This is a genomic window from Dokdonella sp. (genome assembly GCF_019634815.1).
In the GTDB taxonomy this organism is placed as follows: domain Bacteria; phylum Pseudomonadota; class Gammaproteobacteria; order Xanthomonadales; family Rhodanobacteraceae; genus Dokdonella_A.
In genome coordinates this window covers 45,944-62,320 of sequence record NZ_JAHCAP010000007.1, presented here as the reverse complement: position 1 = coordinate 62,320, position 16,377 = coordinate 45,944, and the positions used below count along the sequence as shown (strand labels likewise).

Annotated in this window: 18 protein-coding genes; 13 read left to right on the top strand and 5 right to left on the bottom strand. The window is 64.6% G+C overall.

Annotation, left to right across the window (positions count from 1 at the left end; genetic code table 11):
* Positions 1–59 precede the first annotated feature (59 nt).
* The 4 genes from KF759_RS05490 to KF759_RS05475 are packed head-to-tail and all read right to left on the bottom strand — an operon-like array spanning position 60 to position 2,672.
* Entirely contained in the window at positions 60–1,037 is a 978-nt protein-coding gene (locus tag KF759_RS05490; RefSeq protein ID WP_291223405.1) for a hypothetical protein, read from the bottom strand.
* The gene (locus KF759_RS05485) at positions 1,034–1,891 is read right to left on the bottom strand and encodes an ABC transporter ATP-binding protein (RefSeq protein ID WP_291223404.1); all 858 of its coding nucleotides are present in this window, start codon (positions 1,889–1,891) and stop codon (positions 1,034–1,036) included. Before KF759_RS05485 ends, KF759_RS05490 begins: the two co-directional genes overlap by 4 nt.
* Entirely contained in the window at positions 1,888–2,256 is a 369-nt protein-coding gene (locus KF759_RS05480) for a GntR family transcriptional regulator (protein ID WP_291223403.1), read from the bottom strand. The genes KF759_RS05485 and KF759_RS05480 overlap by 4 nt, the downstream gene beginning before the upstream one ends.
* A 5-nt stretch (positions 2,257–2,261) precedes the next feature.
* Positions 2,262–2,672: a hypothetical protein gene (locus tag KF759_RS05475; RefSeq protein ID WP_291223402.1), complete on the bottom strand. Its 411-nt coding sequence runs from the start codon at positions 2,670–2,672 to the stop codon at positions 2,262–2,264.
* Positions 2,673–2,940: 268 nt separating this feature from the next.
* On the opposite strand from KF759_RS05475, the gene KF759_RS05470 reads away from it, so the two are divergent.
* The 7 genes from KF759_RS05470 to KF759_RS05440 all read left to right on the top strand — a co-directional run bounded on the left by KF759_RS05470 (position 2,941) and on the right by KF759_RS05440 (position 10,344).
* Positions 2,941–3,483, top strand: coding sequence for an RDD family protein (locus KF759_RS05470; protein WP_291223401.1), 543 nt, complete (start codon positions 2,941–2,943; stop codon positions 3,481–3,483).
* Positions 3,484–3,495: 12 nt separating this feature from the next.
* Positions 3,496–4,176, top strand: a complete 681-nt coding sequence (locus tag KF759_RS05465; RefSeq protein ID WP_291223400.1) for an RDD family protein — start codon at positions 3,496–3,498, stop codon at positions 4,174–4,176.
* Complete coding sequence (locus KF759_RS05460; RefSeq protein WP_291223399.1) at positions 4,173–5,177, top strand: stage II sporulation protein M; 1,005 nt, start codon at positions 4,173–4,175, stop codon at positions 5,175–5,177. Before KF759_RS05465 ends, KF759_RS05460 begins: the two co-directional genes overlap by 4 nt.
* Positions 5,178–5,180: 3 nt before the next feature.
* Positions 5,181–6,815: a DUF4129 domain-containing protein gene (locus tag KF759_RS05455; protein WP_291223398.1), complete on the top strand. Its 1,635-nt coding sequence runs from the start codon at positions 5,181–5,183 to the stop codon at positions 6,813–6,815.
* Positions 6,812–7,945, top strand: coding sequence for a DUF4350 domain-containing protein (locus KF759_RS05450; RefSeq protein ID WP_291223397.1), 1,134 nt, complete (start codon positions 6,812–6,814; stop codon positions 7,943–7,945). Before KF759_RS05455 ends, KF759_RS05450 begins: the two co-directional genes overlap by 4 nt.
* 138 nt (positions 7,946–8,083) lie before the next feature.
* Positions 8,084–9,043, top strand: coding sequence for a MoxR family ATPase (locus tag KF759_RS05445; protein WP_291223509.1), 960 nt, complete (start codon positions 8,084–8,086; stop codon positions 9,041–9,043).
* Entirely contained in the window at positions 9,043–10,344 is a 1,302-nt protein-coding gene (locus tag KF759_RS05440; protein WP_291223396.1) for a DUF58 domain-containing protein, read from the top strand. The genes KF759_RS05445 and KF759_RS05440 overlap by 1 nt, the downstream gene beginning before the upstream one ends.
* A 28-nt stretch (positions 10,345–10,372) precedes the next feature.
* On the opposite strand, the gene KF759_RS05435 is transcribed toward KF759_RS05440, so the two are convergent.
* Positions 10,373–10,627: a hypothetical protein gene (locus KF759_RS05435; RefSeq protein ID WP_291223395.1), complete on the bottom strand. Its 255-nt coding sequence runs from the start codon at positions 10,625–10,627 to the stop codon at positions 10,373–10,375.
* On the opposite strand from KF759_RS05435, the gene KF759_RS05430 reads away from it, so the two are divergent.
* The 6 genes from KF759_RS05430 (at position 10,614) to KF759_RS05405 (ending at position 16,368) form a co-directional block, all read left to right on the top strand.
* Positions 10,614–11,411, top strand: a complete 798-nt coding sequence (locus KF759_RS05430) for an FKBP-type peptidyl-prolyl cis-trans isomerase (RefSeq protein ID WP_291223394.1) — start codon at positions 10,614–10,616, stop codon at positions 11,409–11,411. The two genes, KF759_RS05435 and KF759_RS05430, sit on opposite strands and share 14 nt — an antisense overlap.
* A gap of 335 nt (positions 11,412–11,746) precedes the next feature.
* A complete protein-coding gene (locus tag KF759_RS05425) occupies positions 11,747–13,096 on the top strand; it encodes a UDP-glucose/GDP-mannose dehydrogenase family protein (protein ID WP_291223393.1) in 1,350 nt (449 codons plus the stop codon).
* A gap of 72 nt (positions 13,097–13,168) precedes the next feature.
* Positions 13,169–14,305 (top strand): GDP-mannose 4,6-dehydratase, encoded by a 1,137-nt coding sequence (gmd, locus tag KF759_RS05420; RefSeq protein WP_291223392.1) that lies wholly within the window; start codon positions 13,169–13,171, stop codon positions 14,303–14,305.
* Positions 14,305–14,520, top strand: a complete 216-nt coding sequence (locus KF759_RS05415) for a SlyX family protein (protein WP_291223391.1) — start codon at positions 14,305–14,307, stop codon at positions 14,518–14,520. The genes gmd and KF759_RS05415 overlap by 1 nt, the downstream gene beginning before the upstream one ends.
* A 143-nt stretch (positions 14,521–14,663) precedes the next feature.
* Positions 14,664–15,230 (top strand): DUF2058 family protein, encoded by a 567-nt coding sequence (locus KF759_RS05410; RefSeq protein ID WP_291223390.1) that lies wholly within the window; start codon positions 14,664–14,666, stop codon positions 15,228–15,230.
* Between the two features lie 70 nt (positions 15,231–15,300).
* Positions 15,301–16,368, top strand: a complete 1,068-nt coding sequence (locus KF759_RS05405; protein WP_291223389.1) for a hypothetical protein — start codon at positions 15,301–15,303, stop codon at positions 16,366–16,368.
* Positions 16,369–16,377: the final 9 nt, after the last annotated feature.

Below are 16,377 nucleotides of genomic sequence, written 5' to 3'. Positions count from 1 at the left end.
GTGAGCGGCCCTTTTCGTTCATGCAGTTCCGGATCCCGTGATGCATCGGATCGGAGCATTCACACCGAAGTCTCGATGCGCCGCCCACGTGCCCAGATTGCCGCAGCGATCAGCGCCGCGCCGACCACGACTCCGATCCACAGCTCGGCCGAAGTGAGCACCGCCGCCATCCGCGATGGATCCAGGATCGATGGACTGCCTTCGCTGCGCAGTGCCGCTTGCCAACTGTCGCCGGCGACCGAGATGTCCGAGGTCAGCCAGCTGCCGGGCATCACGCTCAGCAGGAGTCGGCCGGTCACGTGGGCGACCTGTTTGGTCGATCCGAAACTGGGGCCGCCGAGCATGCCGATCCAGGCGTTGGCGAAGATCACCAGCAAAGGCAGCATCACCGCCCACAGGAAAGGCTTGCTGCGTGACCAGGCCGACCAGAACAGCAGCCAACCGATCGCCGGCAGGGCCCACAGCGCGTCCAGCGGCACCGTCAGCAGCATGTGCCAAAAGGTACGCAGGGGATGCGCAGCCATCAGCGCGGGCAGCACGTTGAGGCCATGCAGGGCGAACCAGATGCCGACGATGACCACGAACACGAGATAGGCAAGCGTCGAGATGAGCAGCGCGATCAACGGCGCCACCAGCATCGCCGACGCGGCCTTGGACACCACCGTGGCGGCATCACTGACCGGCAGCGATTTCCAGAACAGCACGCTGCGATCACGGCGGTCGTCGTAGAGCGCGCCGAGCAGGTAAAAGAACAGCACGAAGAACAGGGCAATGCACGGAACCACCCCCAGCATCACCTGGCTGATGTCGAAGGCACGACCGGCGTTGGCATAGTCATGGGCGCTGATGCTCGCGCGCACCGCATCGAGCGAGAAGCCGCCGAGCTGCACCTGGGCGCGGGCGCGGAAAATTTCCGCTGCGATCATGCCCAGCACGGTGAGGATCAGGACGCCGCCGGTCACCCACACCGGGGTCCACAGGAAACCACCGCGGTGTTCCCAGTATTCGCGTTTGAGCAGGATGGGCAGGTTCTTCATGAGTAAGTCCCCTTCATCGTGGCGACGAACAGGTCGGCCACACTGGGTTTGTGCAGTTCACCCAGCTCGGACAGCTTTGCCTTGTCGACGCCGTCGAACAGGAAGATCGATTTGCCGAAAATCTGGCGCTCGTTGAGCGGCGCCAGCGCCCGTGCCGCCTCGGCCCTGTCGGGATTGACCATCACTTCGACATAGCGCTCGGCGATCGCATCCATGCTGGCCGACAACACGATCCTGCCGTCGCGGATGAACATGAGGTCGGTGAGGATGTGCTCGATTTCCTCGATCTGGTGGGTGGTGACGATGATGGTCTTGTCGGCGTCGAAGTAGTCGTTGAGCAGGCTCTCGTAGAACGCCTTGCGATAGAGGATGTCCAGACCGAGGGTTGGCTCGTCGAGCACCAGCAGGCGCGCGTCGATTGCCATCACCAGGGCCAGGTGCAATTGCACGATCATGCCCTTGGACAACTCGCGCACGCGCATGCCGTGGCCGATCTTGGTATGGGCGAGAAAGGCCAGGCACTTCTCGCGGGAAAAGCGCGGATGTACCGCGGCGACAAATTCGATCGCCTCGCGCACCCGCAGCCAGCGTGGCAGTACCGCGACGTCTGCGATGAAGCAGACATCCTGCATCAGCCGCGGGTGATCCTTGCGCGGGTCGACGCCGTTGACTTGCAGCTCGCCGCTGAAATCGGTGAGGCCGAGGATGGCCTTGAGCGCGGTGGTCTTGCCGGCACCGTTGGGGCCGACCAGTCCGACGATGCGCCCCGGCTCGATGTCGAAACTCACGTCGTCGAGCGCCTTGGTCGTGCCGTAGGCCTTGCTCAGATGGCGGGCTTGAACGAGCGTGGTCATGAGTGATCTTCCTTGGCGGCATCCGCCAACAATTGCTTGAGATCGAGTCCGAGCCGGACCAGGCGTGCGCGCAGTTGCGGCCATTCATCGCGCAGGAAGCGCTCACGTTCGGATTTGAGCAGCGCTTCGGGCGCGCCATCGCTGACGTACATGCCAAGTCCCCGGCGTTTTTCCACGAGGTTTTCGTCGACCAGCTCCTGGTAAGCCTTCGACACCGTGATCGGGTTGATCTGGAAGTCCCCGGACACCTGTCGCACCGAGGGCAGCGGATCACCCGGTTTGAGGACGCCATCGAGGATCATGGCCACCACGCGGTCGCGCAGTTGGCGATAGATCGGCGTCGAGTCGCTCCAGGCGATGCTCATTGCGTTCATTCCTCGGTGGCAACCTGCAGCGGATTGGCGAAGGAATAGTAGGGCATTGCCAGACTGGCCTTGGCACGGCGCGAGAGCGCCGCCGCGGCAGTGGCCGGCGCGTTGCCCAAGGCGTCCAGCGCCGTCGGGTTCGATGCATGGCGCGTTCCCGTCTGGCCATCGCTGGCGCGCACGGTCACGGTCGGCAAGGTTACGGCGCCCGGCCAGACGCTGTTGTCGGTCAGGCGGCTTGCATGTGCGCTTGCGCTCAGCGCGGGATGGTCGACCTTGGGCAGGTGGGTCAGTGCAAACAAGGTCGCACCGGTCACCGCGACAGCTGTAGCGAGGTAGAAGGCGTTCAGGATGCGGCTGGGCAGACGCGCTGCGGTATTGAGGAAGTTGTAGGTGCGGCTGATGGGCTTGGACATGGTCGCCTCCGTCGGCGCTTGATGAAGTAGTGTTGTAGTCAACTATAACACCATATTTGGTCGCGTCAAGGGAATGTCCCCATGACTGAAGACAGGGGTCGTCTGGCGATCCAGGGGCCGAAAACCGAATGGGAGCGCGCCAGCGCGCGCTTTGCGGTCCGTTGCCCGGATCCCGTCGGGTCGCGGCGGTGTTCCTGATAGAGTCAGCTAGCTGAATGGCCGTTATCGTTCAGTTCGATGCCCATCCGCGAACGGGAGACCGGATCTCATGTCAACACCCAACCCCTCGTCCTCAGCCAACCCTTACGCCGCACCCACCGCCCGGATCGATCCGGGGATTGGTGTGGAAAGTCAGGAACTTGCCGAGCGCGTCACGCGCCTGGGAGCGGCCATCATCGATGGCGCCAGCTACGCGGTTCCCGCGATTGTGGTGGCGGTGCTGGCTCCGGCATTCGCGTTTTCGCAAGGTGGTTCCGATGAGGGTGGGCCCTCGGAGTTCCTGCTGGGTGGCATCGGCCTGGTCTTCCTTGTCTATGTGGTGGGCCTGATCGTCCTCAACTGCATCTGGCTGCATCGCTACGGTCAGACGCTGGGCAAGCGCTTGCTCAAGGTGCGCATCGTGCGCAGCAATGGCGATCGCTGCAGTTTGCTGCGAGTGATTTTCGCGCGCGGCCTGCCGGTGGGCCTGCTCGGCGCGATTCCGCTCGTTGGCTGGTTGTTTTCACTCGGCGATCCGCTGATGATCTTCCGCGAGGACCGTCGCTGCCTGCATGACCTGATTGCCGACACGATCGTGGTCAAGGCCGCCTGAACCCGTGGTGCGATGATCGATACACTGCGCGTCGCCGAGACGCCCGAGGGAATCTTCCTGCAGATGCGCGCGGCCGGCGCCTTGCCGCGTGCCTGTGCATGGGCGCTGGATTTCCTCATCCGTGCCGCAGCGCTGTTCACCTTGGCGGGCATGCTGGCTGCGCTGGGCGCGAGCGGCTCGGGCGTCTATTTGCTCGCGCTGTTCACCGTGATCTGGCTCTATCCGATCCTGTTCGAGGTGCTGCTCGAGGGCCAGACGCCAGGCAAGAAAATCATGCGCCTGCGGGTCGTCAACGCCAATGGCACGCCGGTCACCTGGCTTGCCTCGATCGTGCGCAACCTGATGCGCACGGTCGACATGTTGCCGATTGCCTATGGATTCGGTTTGGTGGCGAGTCTGGCCGATCCATATGGCCGGCGTCTGGGCGACCTTGTCGCAGGTACCCTCGTGGTGTACGTCGACGTCCCTGTTCGCGTCGGCGAGTTGCCGAGCGTACCTGCGCTGGCTTCGTCCATTTCGCTGCCCGCAACGGAGCGCGCGGCGATCATCGAGTTCGCCGAGCGCAGTGCGCGGCTTACGCCCGAACGGCAGGCGGAACTCGCGGATCTGCTGCCGATGCTCACTGGCGCGCGGCAATCGGTCGCGGTGCGTCGATTGCATGGTCTGGCGGCCTCATTCCTGGGGCGCGCATGAAGCAGGAAGCGTTCCAGGCGCAGCACGAGCAGGATTGGCTCAACTTCGAGCGCTGGCTTGACGCACACGCGGGGCGGCGCGAGCGCGACCGCAAAACGGCCGAGGGACTCATACCCGCCGGGCAGTTCCCGCTGGCCTTGCGTCGTTTGTGCCAGCAACTGGCACTGGCCGAGCGGCGCGAATACAGCGTGCGACTGAGGGACCGGCTGCGCGCACTGGCCCAGCGCGGACACCAGGTGCTGTACAAGCCCGCGCCGCCGCGCCTGCAGCACATGCTTGCGTTCTTCTCTTCGCAGTTTCCACGTCTGGTGCGGGCGCAATGGCGCGTCATGGCAGTCTCGGCCGCCTTGTTCTTCCTGTCGCTGATCGCGGCGGTGGTGATGTTGCAATTGCGCCCGGAACTCATTCATTCCCTGTTCGACCCGCAGCAACTTGCCAACTTCGAGTCGATGTACGACCCGGCCCGGACAAGGGATCGCATCGGTCGCAGCGAGGGCGCCGATCTGACGATGTTCGGCTACTACATTTTCAACAACATCAGCATTGGTTTTCGCACTTTCGCCAGCGGCTTGCTTGCGGGTATCGGTTCGATCTTCGTATTGCTGTTGAACGGCACGATCATCGGCGCCGTGGCCGGGCATCTGACTTCGATCGGCTATGGCGAACCGTTCTGGAGTTTCGTGGCCGGGCACAGCGCGCCCGAACTCCTTGCCATCGTCATCAGCGGCGGCGCGGGCTTGCAGGTCGGCATGGCCTTGGTCGCGCCAGGTCGCCGCTCGCGCGCTCGGGCGTTGGTCGAAGCGGGCGTGATCGGCGCCAAGCTCGTGCTTGGCATCTTCGCAATGCTGGTTTTTGCCGCATTCATCGAGGCCTACTGGTCATCCAAGCTGTGGGTTCCGCCATCGGTCAAGTACGGCGTCGGCGGCCTGCTGTGGGTGCTGATCCTGGCTTGGCTGTGGCGTGGCGGACGCGACATCCGGTCAGGCGATACGGGGCCCTGACGCATGCTTGTCGACGATCTGCGCATCCAGTTGCGCCCGCGATCGGCCTGGGAGGCCACGGACCTGGGCTTTGCGATCGTGCGTGCGAATGCGGCGCGGGTGTTTGCGGTCTGGGTGCTGACGACCTTGCCGGTATTCATCCTCATCAACGGTCTGGCATGGCTGCTGGGGCTGCTCAGCGTGGCGCCGTTCGTGATGTGGTGGCTCAAGCCCTTGTTCGATCGCGGCCTCGTGTTCGTGCTTGCGCGCGCCGTGTTCGGCCAGATGCCGAGCGTGGTTGAGGCGCTTGCCGCGCAGTGGTCCCGCGGTTGGCCGGCGACCGCGGCATGGTTGACCTGGCGGCGCCTGCATCCCCTGCGCGCGCTGTTGCTGCCAATCGATCTGCTCGAAGGCGTGCACGGCAGTCAGCGCAAGGAGCGCGCCCAGGTACTTGGCCGCGGCGATGGCACCACCGCGGGTGCGGTGACCCTGGTCGCCGCCAACCTCGAAGCGATGATGTATTTCTCCTTCATCGTTCTGGTGCTGATGTTTGTGCCGGTCGAATTTCTCGATGAATCGGTGCAGGCAACCTTTTCGACCTTGTTCGACAATCCGCCGCCGTGGGCGCAACTGCTGTCGAACCTCGCATTCTGGGCGGCGACTTGCATCATCGAGCCGTTTTACATCGGCGCCGGTTTCGGGCTCTATCTCAACCGCCGCATGCAACTGGAAGCTTGGGATATCGAGCTGGCCTTTCGCCGCATTGCGACCCGGCTCGCGTCGGTCACGGGGGCGATCTTGCTCGCTTGCGGACTGGGCCTGGGTACGGCAAGGCCTGTTGTGGCGGCATCGCCGCAGGAACATCCGGGCAGCGAGGCACCGTGGACTGTGCATGTGGACGGCGAATCCGGACAGCCGGCGCAGGCGTCGCCCACCGCCGGGACTGCCGCGGATCCAGCGGTCGGGAAGGCTGACGGGCAACATTCGGAACTCGTGCCGATCCAGGACAGTTTCGGTGACGCCTGGCGCGACGATGGCAAGGACTTCGAGGCCGCGGTGCGCAAGGTCTACGCAAGTCAGGATCTGCATCCGACCAAACGTGTGAGCCAATGGCGCTCCAGATCGGAGTCCGGGCAACGCAAAACCGCAAGCAATCCGGAATGGATCCGGCGGATCGGCGAGGTCGTCGGATTCGTGTTTCATTACGGTTTGTGGATCATCGCCGCCGGACTGTTGATCCTCGTCATCGCCAATTGGCGGCGCTGGTTGCCGTGGATCACCGAGCGTGTCGAAGTGCGCAGGACGCAGCAGGCCCCGAGCCTGCATGGAATCCGGGCGCGCGAGCCTTTGCCCGTCGACATCGAAGGGGCGGTGCGCGCGCTGCTGAAAGCCGACCGCGTGCGCGATGCCCTCGCGCTGCTCTACCGCGCCGGGGTGGAACGACTGGTGGTGGCGCTGGGCACGCCCTTGCCGCCCGGGGCCACCGAAGCCGATTGTCTGCGCAGTGCGCGTGGTTTGACCGATTCCGCCTACGCCGGCCTGTTTGCGCGAATTGTGCGCGCATGGCAAGCGACGGCGTATGCGCAGCGTCCAGCGGCCCCCGGCGAAGTCGAAGCCCTGCTGGTCGCTTGGCAGCGAGACAGGGCAGTGGTGCCATGACGCAAAGAGGCCGCAATCTCCTGATGATCGTCCTTTTCACCCTGCTGGTCGTTGCGGTCGGCGCCTGGTGGTTGAGCGGTCACGAACTCGTGGAGGTCGACCAGGATGCGCCGCTGCAGGGCGAAGCGGCATACAACCCGCTTTACGCATTGAAGAAAACCCTGCAGGCCAGTGGTCACGAGGTCAGCTCGCGCGCGCGGCTGGATTTCGCGGCGATGACGATGGGTGATCACGACACGCTGGTGCTGGGTTCGGATGTGCGCACCTTGAGTGAGGCGCAAGTGGATGCCGTGCTCGACTGGATGGGCAATGGCGGCAGATTGCTGTTCGCGGTGCCGCCGGGTGTGGAGGGCAGGGATGGCGATCTGATCGAAGCGCTTGGCATCAAGCGTGGCATGCGGATGCACTGCGTCGACATGGCCGAGTCGGCGGTTGGGCAGACCCGGAGCAAGGCGAACATGCGGCCGGATTGTTTCAGGACGTTCACCTTCGATGAAGGCTCTGACGAAAATTTCGACCTGCTGGTCGGAGATGCCGAAAAAGGCTACTTCATGGGCCGGCGATTCCTGGGCAAGGGCAGTTGGACGGTGATCGGCGATCTGCAGTTTCTCGACAACCAGCACTTGTCCAAGGCACGCAACGCGCAGCTGAGCTGGCAATTGCTTGCGCCCTTGCTGCAGGGCGGCCGTGTGCATCTGGTTTATGCGAGCAGCCTGCCGCCGCTGCATGTGTTGCTGGCCCGCCATGCCTGGCAGGCGCTGGTGCCGGCGTTGCTGGCCCTGCTGGCGTGGTTGTGGCTGCGCAGCCGCCGGTTGGGGCCGCTGCTGCCGGCGCCCGTCGCACCTCGGCGCGCCTTGCGCGAGCACATTGACGCGGCCGGCGAGTTCATCATCCGTCAGCGCAAGGCGAGCGCGCTGTATGCGCCCTTGCGGCGCGCGTTCGACGAACGACTGCGGCTTGAAGATCCGGCCGTTGCCGCGCTCGACGGCGAGGACTTGATTGCGGCAGTCGCCAAGCTGCGCGGTCGGCCGATCGCCTTCGTTCGCCAAGCCCTGCAGCCGGCCGATATCAACCGGTCCGATGCCTTCCTGCAGACCGTGAAGGCACTCGATGAGCTCGGCCTGCGATGAATGAGCAATGCTCCATCAATGCCTGCGGGCAATCCAGAACCGTGACCCACGAGGCTGCCTCGGGCGGCCATCAATCCAAGGAATGTGCGCATGAGCGATGAATCCACCCCCGCCAAGCCGATGCCGCCGGTCGCGCCGATGACTGGCGCGGCACTGAGCCAGTGTTGCGCGGCGATCCGTAGCCAGGTCGCGCAGGCGTTCATCGGCCAGGCGGAGGTCCTCGATCAACTGCTGGTGGCCTTGCTCGCCGGCGGCCACGTGCTGATCGAAGGCGTCCCGGGACTGGGCAAGACCTTGCTGGTTCGGTCGCTCGCCAGCGCACTCGACTGCACGCATGCGCGCGTGCAGTTCACGCCCGACCTCATGCCCAGCGACGTCAGTGGGCACGCCTTCTACGATCCCAAGAGCGAGAGCTTCCGCATCCGCCGTGGACCGGTATTTGCCAACTTGCTGCTGGCCGACGAAATCAATCGCGCGCCTGCCAAGACCCAGGCTGCCCTGCTCGAAGCCATGCAGGAACTCCAGGTCACGATCGAATCGCGCAGTTTCGTGCTCGATCCGCCGTTCTTCGTGATCGCCACCCAGAACCCGATCGAGCAGGAAGGCACTTATCCCTTGCCCGAGGCGCAACTGGATCGATTCCTGCTCAAGATCCACATGAATTATCCGCCGCTTGCCGAGGAAGTGCGGATGGTCGAGGCGATCAGCGCAGGCCGAAGTGCCAACGATTTCGACCTGTCGCGGGTGCGCGCGGTGGTGCGTCCGGCGCAGATTCTGGCGATGCAATTGGGTACGGCGCAGGTGCGCGTCGATCCGGTGGTGCTCGACTATGCGGTGCGGATCGTGCGCGCGACGCGTGAATGGCCGGGCTTGTCGATGGGCGCCGGGCCGCGCGGTTCGTTGGCGCTGGTACGCGCGGCGCGGGCACAGGCGGTGCTTGGCGAGCGCGATTTCGTCACGCCCGATGACGTACGTTCGATCGCGCGACCCGCGCTGCGGCATCGACTCAGTCTGGCGCCGGAGATGCAGATCGAAGGGCGGCGCGTCGACGACGTGCTCGAAGCACTCCTGCTCAAGGTGGAAGCGCCGCGCCAGTGATGCCCTCGCGCGCATTCGTCATCGCCCTGCTTGGCCTCGCCGGACTTGGCGTGCTGGTCGCGGCCGGTTTGCTGCCCGCTGCCGCACTTGCGGTTGCGGCCGTGGTGCTGACCGTGCTCGCGATTGTCGATGTCCGGCAACTGCAGCGCTTGTCGACACCCGTGGTCGAACGCGAGGCGCCGGCGGTGGTGCCGGTCGGTGTCGAGCGCGAGATCGCACTGCGCTTGCGTCACGACGGACATCAGGCACTGCGTCTGGATGTGCACGACCTGCATCCCGGCGCATGGCCGGTACAGGACCAGCCGCAATGCGTGGAGATTCCGGTGCAGCGCGAACTGCGTCTGGTCTATCGACTCACGCCCACCGAGCGCGGTCGCTTCGAGTTCGCCGGCTGCATGCTGCGCCTGCATTCACCGCTGCGGTTGTGGCAGCAGCAGCGCGTGGTCGAGGCGCGACAGCGGCTGCGCGTGTATCCGAACTTTGCGCCGCTTGCACGACTGGCCCTGGTTGGCACCGAGCAGGTCACGCGCGTGATCGGGGCGCATCTCAAGCGTCGGCGTGGCGAAGGCACCGATTTCCAGCAGCTGCGCGAATACCGCCTGGGCGATTCGATGCGCCAGATCGACTGGAAGGCGACCCGGCGCATGCGCAAGCTGATCTCGCGCGAATATCAGGACGAGCGCAATCAACAGGTCATGCTGCTGCTCGATACCGGTCGGCGCATGCTCGCGCGGGACGGCATCCTGTCGCACTTCGACCATGTGCTCAATGCCGCGCTGATGGTGGCGTGGATCGCCCTGCGCCAAGGTGATGCGGTGGGCCTGCAGGCAAGCGGAGGCGATGCGCGGTTCGTCGCACCGCGGCGTGGACTGGGCACGATCGACGTGTTGCTCGATGCCTTGTTCGACCTCGAGGCCAAGGCCGTGGCGACCGACTATCTCGAGGCCGTTTCGACTTTCTCGGCGCGCCAGCCGCGACGTTGCCTGGTGCTGCTGGTCACCAATGCGCGCGACGAGGACATCGAGGATCTGCTCGGTGCGGTGCGCCAATTGCGCAAGCGTCATCTGGTGTGCGTTGCAAGCCTGCGCGAGGACGTCGTCGATCTGGGTCGGCGAGCCAAGGTGCAAGACCTCGATGATGCGATCCACCTTGGCGCGATGGCGCAGTACATCGAACAACGGCGACGGGTGCATGCGATGCTGCGGGCGCAGGGCGCCGATGTGCTCGATGTGACCTGCGCGCAATTGCCCGCGGCGCTGGTCGAGCACTATCTCGCGCTCAAGCGCGCGGCCCTGCTGTGAGTCCGGGCGCGGTGAATCCTTGCAGGGTTCACCGCCAGTCCGCGGCTGTGGCGTCGCAAGTGTCTGATTCTGCGGGGCCGACCTCGGCGGCATCCGGGCCGGCGCGGCCGTGAAACCAAATCGCCGCGGCGCTGTCCAAGGCGCGCGTTCCGGGTTTGCCAAGGCCGGAGGCGATGTTCACAATACGCGGTCCCGCACAAGCGGCCGGATTAAGCCGTGCGTGATGCCAGATTGGCAGTGACCGGCATTTCTTCACTTCAGGAGCAACCATGACGCGTTTCATGCAGAAGACCCTTGTTGCCGCGCTGGCGGCGAGTTTCGCCATCGGCGCCTACGCCGACGACAAGGCCAAGACGCCGGAAGCGGCCAAGCCGGCGGCGCCGACGGTCGCCGTCGACAAGAACAACATCAGCACGATGGTCGGCATGGACATCGGCCGCGGTCTCACCCAGATCAAGGACGACATCGACATCAAAGTGGTCGAGAAGGCGCTCGAGCAGACCCTCAAGGGCGAGAAGACCGCGCTGACCCAGGAAGAGGCGCTGCAGGTGCGTCAGGAGTTCATGAAGCAGCTCCAGGCCAAGCGCGTTGCCGAGCAGAAGGCCGCTGCCGACAAGAACAAGAAGGAAGGCGCCGACTTCCTTGCCAAGAACAAGTCCAAGGCCGGCGTCAAGACCACGGCCTCAGGCCTGCAGTACCTGGTCGAGAAGGAAGGCAAGGGCGCCAAGCCCAAGGCCACCGATACGGTCAAGGTCAATTACCTGGGTACCAAGATCGACGGCGAGAAGTTCGACAGCTCCTACGACCGTGGTCAGCCGGCGACCTTCCCGCTCAATGGCGTGATCAAGGGTTGGAGCGAAGGCCTGCAGCTGATGCCGGTGGGCTCCAAGTACAAGCTGTTCGTGCCGTCCGATCTTGCCTACGGCGAGAATGGCCCCGGCCAGATCGGCCCGAACGCGACGCTGATCTTCGAAGTCGAGCTGCTCGACATCGAAAAGCCTGCCGAGGCGCCCAAGCCCGCGGCTGCCGCCAAGCCCGCGGTCAAGGCAGAACCGGCCAAGAAGTAAGTTCGCCGGCTTCACGCAGTTCACGAGGGCGCGCCGCGAACCGGCGCGCCTTCTTTTTTGCTTCGCCGCGCCGTTTGCGGAAAGACGAAAAAAGCGGGCCCGTGGGCTATGCGGATTGGAGCGCGCGCAGGCGGGATGGCCGGGGAAGCCTGGGGTCGCGGATCCTCCTGCCGCGATCGGGAATCTTGAATTGCGCGGCGGTGCCCGGCGGTTGGCCTGCTCGGAGCGGTCCGGCAAGGGCCCGAAGGAGGATTCTCGTCCACACGCGCCGTGCAGGGCCGACGGTCGATCACACAGGCTAGAATTGCCGACCCTTCGGATCTTGGTGTGCGTTCATGCAAGTGACCATTTTCGGAACCGGCTACGTCGGCCTGGTCACCGGAACCTGTCTGGCGGAAGTGGGCAACCACGTGGTGTGCGTCGATATCGATGCCGCCAAGATCGCGCAACTGCAGCGCGGCGAGATTCCGATCTTCGAGCCGGGTCTGGCGCCGCTGGTGCGCAGCAACCAAGGCAGCGGCCAATTGCGCTTCACCGACGATGCAGCTGCGGCACTGGCCCAGGCACAGGTGGCGTTCATCGCCGTGGGCACGCCGCCCGACGAGGATGGCAGCGCCGACCTGTCGCATGTGCTCGCGGTCGCGCGCACGATCGGGCAGGTGATGTGTCGTCCGTTGGTCGTGGTCAACAAGTCCACGGTGCCGGTCGGAACGGCCGATGCCGTTCGCGCGGCGATCACCGGGGAATTGGCTCGGCGCGGGGCCGCGATCGACTTCGACGTGGTTTCCAATCCCGAATTCCTCAAGGAAGGCGATGCGGTGCAGGACTGCCTGCGCCCCGATCGCATCGTCATCGGCAGCGACAGCGCGCGTGCGGTCGAACTTCTGCGCAGCCTGTATGCGCCATTCAACCGCAATCACGAACGCATCGTGCTGATGGACGTGCGCTCGGCCGAGCTGACCAAGTACGCGGCCAACGCGATGCTGGCGACCAAGATCAGTTTCATGAACGAGATCGCCTCCATCGCCGAACGTGTCGGCGCAGATGTCGAACAGGTGCGCCGCGGCATTGGCTCGGATCCGCGCATCGGCTATCACTTCATCTATCCGGGCGCAGGCTATGGTGGCTCGTGCTTTCCCAAGGATGTGAAAGCACTCGCCCATGCTGCGCGTGGGCAAGGCTGCGAGCCGCGCCTGCTCGATGCGGTCGAAGCAGTCAACGTGGCGCAGAAGAACCGCCTGTTCAGCATGCTCGAAGACCATTTCGACGGGGCGCTTGCCGGCCGCAGGATCGCGGTATGGGGGCTGGCCTTCAAGCCCAATACCGACGACATGCGCGAGGCGCCCAGCCGGGTCCTGCTTGAAGCCCTGTGGCAGGCGGGTGCCACGGTGCGCGCACATGACCCGGAGGCGATGGAAGAGACGCGCCGCTTGTATGGCGAACGTGCAGACCTGCTGCTGTGTGCTCAACCCTACGTCGCGCTCGAAGGCGCTGACGCCCTGGTCGTGGTCACCGAGTGGAAGGTCTTCCGCAGTCCAGACTTCGCGCGCATCCGTGCATGCCTGCGCACACCGGTCGTGTTTGATGGCCGCAACCTTTATGAACCGGCCGTGGTCGAGGCCGAGGGGCTCGCCTATTACGGCATCGGACGGGGCCGCAGCATTCGCACCCAGAACAGGCCTTGAGGCGGGAACAAGGCTGTTTTTCGCTGCCACTGCCCGCTACCATCGTCGCTTTCGTCAGGGAGCATGGGCTGGATGGAGCACAAGCGCGCACTCATCACGGGCGTGACCGGGCAGGACGGCGCGTATCTCGCTGAATTGCTGCTGGCCAAGGGCTATGAAGTCCATGGCCTGCGCCGGCGCTCGTCATCCTTCAACAGCGAGCGCATCGACCACCTGCATCACGAACTCGACGACACGCGCAGCGGTGTGCACCTGCACTATGGTGACCTCACCGATTCGCTGAGCATCCTGCGCGTGGTGCGGGAAGTGCGCCCCGACGAAATCTACAACCTGGCCGCGCAGAGTCACGTGGCGGTGTCCTTTGAAGAACCCGAATACACCGCCAATGCCGACGGCATCGGCACCTTGCGCGTGCTCGAAGCGATCCGCAGCCTCGGCCTCGGCGAGCATTGCCGCTTTTATCAGGCTTCAACCTCGGAACTCTACGGTCTGGTGCGCGAAGTGCCGCAGCGCGAGACCACGCCGTTCCATCCACGTTCGCCCTACGGCGTCGCCAAGCTCTATGGTTACTGGATCACGGTCAATTACCGCGAAGCCTATGGCCTGTATGCCTGCAATGGCATCCTGTTCAATCACGAGTCGCCGATTCGCGGCGAGACCTTCGTCACGCGCAAGATCACGCGTGCGCTCGCGCGCATTGCAAGTGGTCTGCAGCACTGCCTGTATCTGGGCAATCTCGACGCGCGCCGCGACTGGGGCCATGCTCGCGACTTCGTCGAGGCGCAGTGGTTGATCCTGCAGCAGGACGAGCCGGTCGACTACGTGATTGCCACCGGGCAGCAGCATTCGGTGCGTGAATTCGTGGTGCTCGCTGCGCGCGAGATGGGCATGGAACTCGAATTCCACGGCGCCGGTGCCGACGAGTACGCTGCAGTCAAATCGCTGCGCGATGACAGCCTCCAGGTCAAGGTCGGCGATGTGATCGTGCGCATCCATCCGCAGTATTACCGCCCGGCCGAAGTGGAAACCCTGCTCGGTGATCCAAGCATGGCGCGCGAGCGCCTGGGCTGGACGCCCAAGACCAGCTTCGCTGAACTCGTGCGCGAGATGGCGGCCGCTGATCTGGCGCTTGCCCAGCGTGAATCGCGCGGCGCGATCGGTGCGCGTCATGGCCGCCACCTGATCGAGAAACTGCCCGGTTTGGCGTGATGACGGCCACACTCGAACAACGCCTGACCGAACTCGAAGTACGTGTGTCGTTCATCGACGACACCATGGCCGTGCTCAGCGACACCGTGGCAGCCCACGACCGCAACCTGCTCGCCTTGCGCAATGCGATCGAAGCGCTGCGCATCGATCTGCAGGCGGTGCGCGGCAGTCTCGGGTCGGCCGCACAGGACGAGCCGCCGCCACCGCATTATTGATGCGTTCGTCCGTGAGCGCGGCTTGCGGGGCAGACCTTTTCTGCCTGCCTGGTTGCCGGCTCCGGAACTTCCAAAGTGGCCGTCCCTGATCGTGTAAGCTTTTGCGCCGCAATCCCGTGATGGCTGTGCCGAGTCTGCAATCCATGTCCGATTCCCTGCGCGATCAGTTGCTCAAGGCCGGTTTCAAGCCGGCACCCAAGGTCGAAGCCAAGCCGCGGCCGGCCAAGTCAGGAGCGGGCGCAAGCGGTAAACCGCAAGGGCCGGGGCGCCCGCAGGCGAAGCCGAGATCGCAGGCGCCGCACGCACGGGATGAGATCGATCTGGCCAAGGCTTACGCCTTGCGCGGCAAGGACGAGCGCGAGACGCGCGAGCGCGAGCAGCGCGAAGCCGAGGCGCGCGCGAAGGAAAAACGCGAACGCAGGCAAAAACTCTCGGCCCTGCTCGCGACCGCCGGGCAAGGTGTCGCCGAGGCCGACATTCCGCGACATTTTCCGCATCACAACAAGATCCGCCGCATCTACGTCACCGCCGAGCAATTGCCACGCCTCAACGGCGGCGAATTGGCGGTGGTGCAACTGGCGGGGCGCTATCTGCTGGTGACTCGTGAAGTGGCGCTGGCGGCGCAGGCGATCGATGCCGAGGCGCTGGTGTTGTTGTGCGATCCGCACGCGGCGAGCGAAGACGACGTGCCGGCCGATCTGGTCTGGTAGCTCGGCTTGCGCAAGCCGTCACGGTTTTTGTGATGGCGTGGCGTCGATCATGTGGCCGGGAGGATCTGAAATGCGTGCACTGGTCTTGATGGCTTTGCTCTCCGGATCATCGGTGGTGGCGGCGCCCTTGCCGCGCTTCACCCAGCCCAATGCGATCTGGAACGTCGATGTCAGTCAGGCACCGCTGCGGCCGAACTCGGCGGCGATGATGACGCATCTGGCTGCGTTTTCCTCGTCGGGTTGGGGCGATACGCGCAACTTCGATTTCCAGATCGATTTCGGGATGTACGTGTTGCATGCCAATGCTGCGACGACGACTGTGCCGGTGGTTGCCTGGCCGGATCCCGATGATTACTACAGCCCCGATTGCGATGCGCCGGGCATGGCGTTTCCATTGCCCGCGGTAGGCGGCATCGAGGGCACCGATCCACCGGGCTATGACTGCGATGCCAGCGACAACGACTGCCATCTGCTGGTGGTCAACGACAGCAGCAAGATTCTTTATGAGGCGTACGGCGTCAATGCCGCCGGAGCCGGCGGCGTCGACACGATCTGCGGGCTGCGCTGGGACCTGACCAAGGTCTACCCTCGCTACGGTCGTGGCGAGCATTGCACCAGTGCCGATGGTGCGGGATTTCCGGTGGCGCCGCTGCTGTTCAATGCCGACGAGGTGTGGGCGGCGATGCAGACCCAGGGCGATTTCGGCCACGCGATCCGCTTCATCCTCGGCAACAATCGGATGATGCGGCACAAGTACGTGCATCCGGCCTCGCACGGCACCACCGCGACCTCCGACACCCATCCCGACGCCGTGCCGTATGGTTCGCGGCTGCGGCTCAAGGCCTCGTTCGACATCAACGGATTCAGCAGCAACGAGGCGGTGCGCGTGATCCTGCGCTCGCTCAAGAAGTACGGGATGTTTCTTTCCGACGGCGGCGGGATTCCGCTCACGGCCGAGGCCGATGCCTTCACCACGCACAAGTGGTCGGATGCCGACATCGACATCGATTCACACTCGCTGTACGGGATCCGTCCGACCGACTTCGAAGTGGTCGAGGCGGGCGATCCGATGACGGTGACCTACGACTGTGTGCGCACGCCCGATGATTTCATCTTCATCGACGGCTATGACTACTGAATGAGCCGC